General features: G+C 46.6%; 3 protein-coding genes, 1 tRNA gene and 2 pseudogenes. 4 read left to right on the forward strand and 2 right to left on the reverse strand.

Translation table 11 applies throughout. The features are described from left to right. On the reverse strand, positions 1 to 165 hold a 165-nt coding region (locus BHE85_RS12485), incomplete at its 3' end, for an IS1 family transposase (protein WP_047664789.1). Between the two features lie 57 nt (positions 166 to 222). Here BHE85_RS12485 and BHE85_RS12490 point away from each other — a divergent pair. Then, positions 223 to 582, forward strand: a pseudogene (locus BHE85_RS12490) (hypothetical protein); the annotation flags it as partial. Positions 583 to 763: 181 nt separating this feature from the next. On the opposite strand, the gene mlaA reads toward BHE85_RS12490, so the two are convergent. Beyond that, the gene (mlaA, locus tag BHE85_RS12495; protein WP_000776768.1) at positions 764 to 1,519 is read right to left on the reverse strand and encodes a phospholipid-binding lipoprotein MlaA; all 756 of its coding nucleotides are present in this window, start codon (positions 1,517 to 1,519) and stop codon (positions 764 to 766) included. A 293-nt stretch (positions 1,520 to 1,812) separates the two neighbouring features. Here mlaA and BHE85_RS12500 point away from each other — a divergent pair, with 293 nt between their 5' ends. The 3 genes and pseudogenes from BHE85_RS12500 to BHE85_RS12510 all read left to right on the forward strand — a co-directional run. Next, positions 1,813 to 2,745, forward strand: a complete 933-nt coding sequence (locus tag BHE85_RS12500; protein ID WP_000368126.1) for a formate/nitrite transporter family protein — start codon at positions 1,813 to 1,815, stop codon at positions 2,743 to 2,745. A gap of 75 nt (positions 2,746 to 2,820) precedes the next feature. Beyond that, positions 2,821 to 2,895, forward strand: a tRNA-Arg gene (locus BHE85_RS12505). A gap of 161 nt (positions 2,896 to 3,056) precedes the next feature. Then, positions 3,057 to 3,262: pseudogene (locus BHE85_RS12510) on the forward strand (Arm DNA-binding domain-containing protein); the annotation flags it as partial. Positions 3,263 to 3,392: the final 130 nt, after the last annotated feature.

Below are 3,392 nucleotides of genomic sequence, written 5' to 3' on the forward strand. Positions count from 1 at the left end.
TTTCTGGTGCGTACCGGGCTGAGAGGCGGTGTAAGTGAACTGTAGTTGCCATGTTTTACGGCAATGAGAGCAGAGATAGCGCTGATGTCCGGCAGTGCTTTTGCCGTTACGCACCACGCCTTCAGTAGCGGAGCAGGAAGGACATCTGATGGAAATGGAAGCCACGCAAGCACCTTAAAATCACCATCATACACTAAATCAGTAAGTTGGCAGCATTACCCGTGGTTTGAAAGCAGTAAAGCTATCATGGCAGAATCATTTGCAACAGGTTCCGATCATCAGGTTGTAAACGAGCTCAACGGGGAAAGACTGAGAGAACCTAACGAAGTTTTTAAACGTTTAGGTCGAGCAATAAGATATAATTTTCAAGTGGACGATGCAAAATTTAGACGCGATAATGTAAAAGAAATAATTTCTACTTTATTCGCTAACAAAGTTGACGTTGACCATCCTGAAAATAAATACAAAGACTTTAAGGATCTCGAAGATAAAGTTGAAAAAAGGCTTCAAAATCGCCAGACGGAATATCAAAATGAAATTAATCAACTATCTGCGCCAGGTGTTAATTTTGATGATATTTAAAATTATTTTTCCAGTTTTTTGATTTTTCAACGCCTGAATATCGGAAATAGTCAGTGACGAACATCAGTATTTTTACATCATTACGTCCGGGTCATTGTCGGTTTATCTCCTTTTACTTGTGGTAATTGAGGGATAACAACAAAAAAGGTGAGTTTTGCGACTCACCTTTTTTATTTGTTTCTTATTCAGAATCAATATCTTTTAAATCATCCTGAATCGCTTGTGCGTTCGGATTTTCCTGCGGTTTGAGTTCGCCGCCATTAGCGATGAAATCATGACGCTGGAAGTACGCTTCGCGCACCATAATATAAGGATCGGACGACTGACGCAGCAGACCATCGGAATCCAGCAGCTGAGCGCGGGTTTCGATCCCTTCAAGCGTCCATTTACCCACAGACATCGGCCAGGTCAGCCAGGAAAGAACCGGGTAAAGACCATCCGCCATATCACCACCGTCATCACGCAGCGTGAAGCTACCGTAGAACGGTAACTGAACGTAAGGCCCATAACCCACGCCATAATGACCAAGCGTACTACCGAAGCGGTGAGGTTCAGTCCGTTGCAGTTTCGGGTTCGCCATCCCTGCAACATCAATAAAGCCGCCCATCCCCAAAATGGTGTTCAGGAAAAAGCGGGTAAAGTGGACCATCCCCTGATAAGGGTCGCCCTGCAAGAAGTAGTTAACCATCACCGCAGGTTCTTCAAGGTTGCCGGTAAAGTTGCTCAAACCGTTACGCGCCGGTTGCGGAACATAATCACGCCAGGCGACAGCGACCGGTCGAACAATATACGGGTCTAATACATTGAAGTTGAAGTTGTACATGGTGCGGTTGAACCCTTCTAACGGGTCAGAACGCCCTTGCTGATCTGTACCGGAACTCGCACACCCCACCAGAAGCGTAGTTCCCAGAGCAAGCGCCGACAGGCGAAGCTTCATAAATGTCTCCCTGTTTTTTTATGGCTTATGCAGTTTGCCATCCATGACGGAACGATACCGTATCCGCCTGTTTAGGTGTGGGCGATTGTAACAGCACGTCAACTGATGTCCAGACGCCCTGATTTGCTGATTTGATCATAGCCTGGTAATCGCCGCCCTGTAGGCTACTTGATTCTATAGAAACAGAAAAAGGCAAACGCGGCCTTTTCTACATTTTCAGAGTAACTCCCGCCAGTTGCGAGCAAAAAAGCCGCTACGCTTTAGCTATACGTGCTAATTCAAGAGAAGAGACCATGGACAACGACAAAATTGATCAACACAGCGACGAAATTGAAGTTGAGAGCGAAGAAAAAGAGCGCGGCAAAAAAATAGAAATAGATGAAGATCGACTCCCCTCCCGGGCGATGGCAATTCATGAACATATCCGCCAGGATGGTGAAAAAGAGCTGGAACGCGACGCAATGGCACTACTGTGGTCAGCCATTGCGGCGGGTCTGTCGATGGGCGCTTCGTTACTGGCAAAAGGGATATTTCATGTCGAACTGGAAGGCGTGCCGGGCAGCTTCTTGTTGGAGAATCTCGGTTATACCTTTGGTTTTATTATCGTCATTATGGCCCGCCAGCAATTATTTACCGAAAACACCGTGACTGCGGTACTACCCGTCATGCAAAAACCGACAATGAGCAACGTCGGCTTACTTATGCGATTATGGGGCGTCGTGCTGCTGGGTAATATTCTCGGGACAGGTATTGCTGCATGGGCATTTGAATATATGCCTATCTTCAATGAAGAAACTCACGATGCATTTGTCAAAATCGGCATGGATGTGATGAAGAACACCCCCAGCGAGATGTTTGCCAACGCGATCATTTCCGGCTGGCTGATCGCCACTATGGTTTGGATGTTTCCTGCAGCGGGTGCGGCAAAGATTGTGGTGATTATATTGATGACCTGGCTTATTGCACTGGGTGACACCACCCACATCGTTGTCGGTTCTGTAGAAATCCTCTATCTGGTGTTTAACGGCACGCTGCACTGGAGCGATTTCATTTGGCCCTTCGCACTACCTACTTTAGCGGGGAATATCTGCGGCGGCACCTTTATCTTCGCGTTAATGAGTCATGCACAGATCCGTAACGACATGAGCAACAAGCGCAAAGCAGAAGCACGCCAAAAAGCAGAACGTGCGGAAAACATTAAGAAAAATGATAAAAACCCAGCATAAATGGCGAGGGTTTAAGCAATCGAGCGGCAGTGTACTTACTCCGCAGTCCATTAGCGGGTATACTCATGCCGCATTGTCCTCTTAGTTAAATGGATATAACGAGCCCCTCCTAAGGGCTAATTGCAGGTTCGATTCCTGCAGGGGACACCATTTATCAGTTCGCTCCCATCCGTACCAGTCCGCAAAATCCCCTGAATATCAAGCCTTCCGTATATTCACGGTTCGTCATGGTTCGCGTCAGATCGTTGACAGCCGCACTCCATGACGGGTAAAAAGTGGATAAAATAATTTTACCCACCGGATTTTTACCCATGCTCACCGTTAAGCAGATTGAAGCAGCAAAGCCGAAAGAAAAACCATACCGCCTTCTCGATGGTAATGGCCTGTACCTTTATGTTCCTGTATCCGGGAAAAGGTATGGCAACTTCGCTACAAGATTGACGGTAAGAAAAAAATACTGACCGTAGGAAAATATCCGCTTATGACTTTGCAGGAGACAACAGATACCCTTCATACGAAATCTACCTTCACCCCGTAAAAGATGGGTTTGAAGTGGTCAACAAAAACTGGCCACCGAGTTAGAGTTTTTCCAGTATCGATTTTCCGATTCGTTTGGGGGGAACCCACCGTTATATTCGTGCGGTCTT

It is taken from the genome of Shigella sp. FC1567 (assembly GCF_001743015.1).
GTDB lineage: Bacteria > Pseudomonadota > Gammaproteobacteria > Enterobacterales > Enterobacteriaceae > Escherichia > Escherichia coli.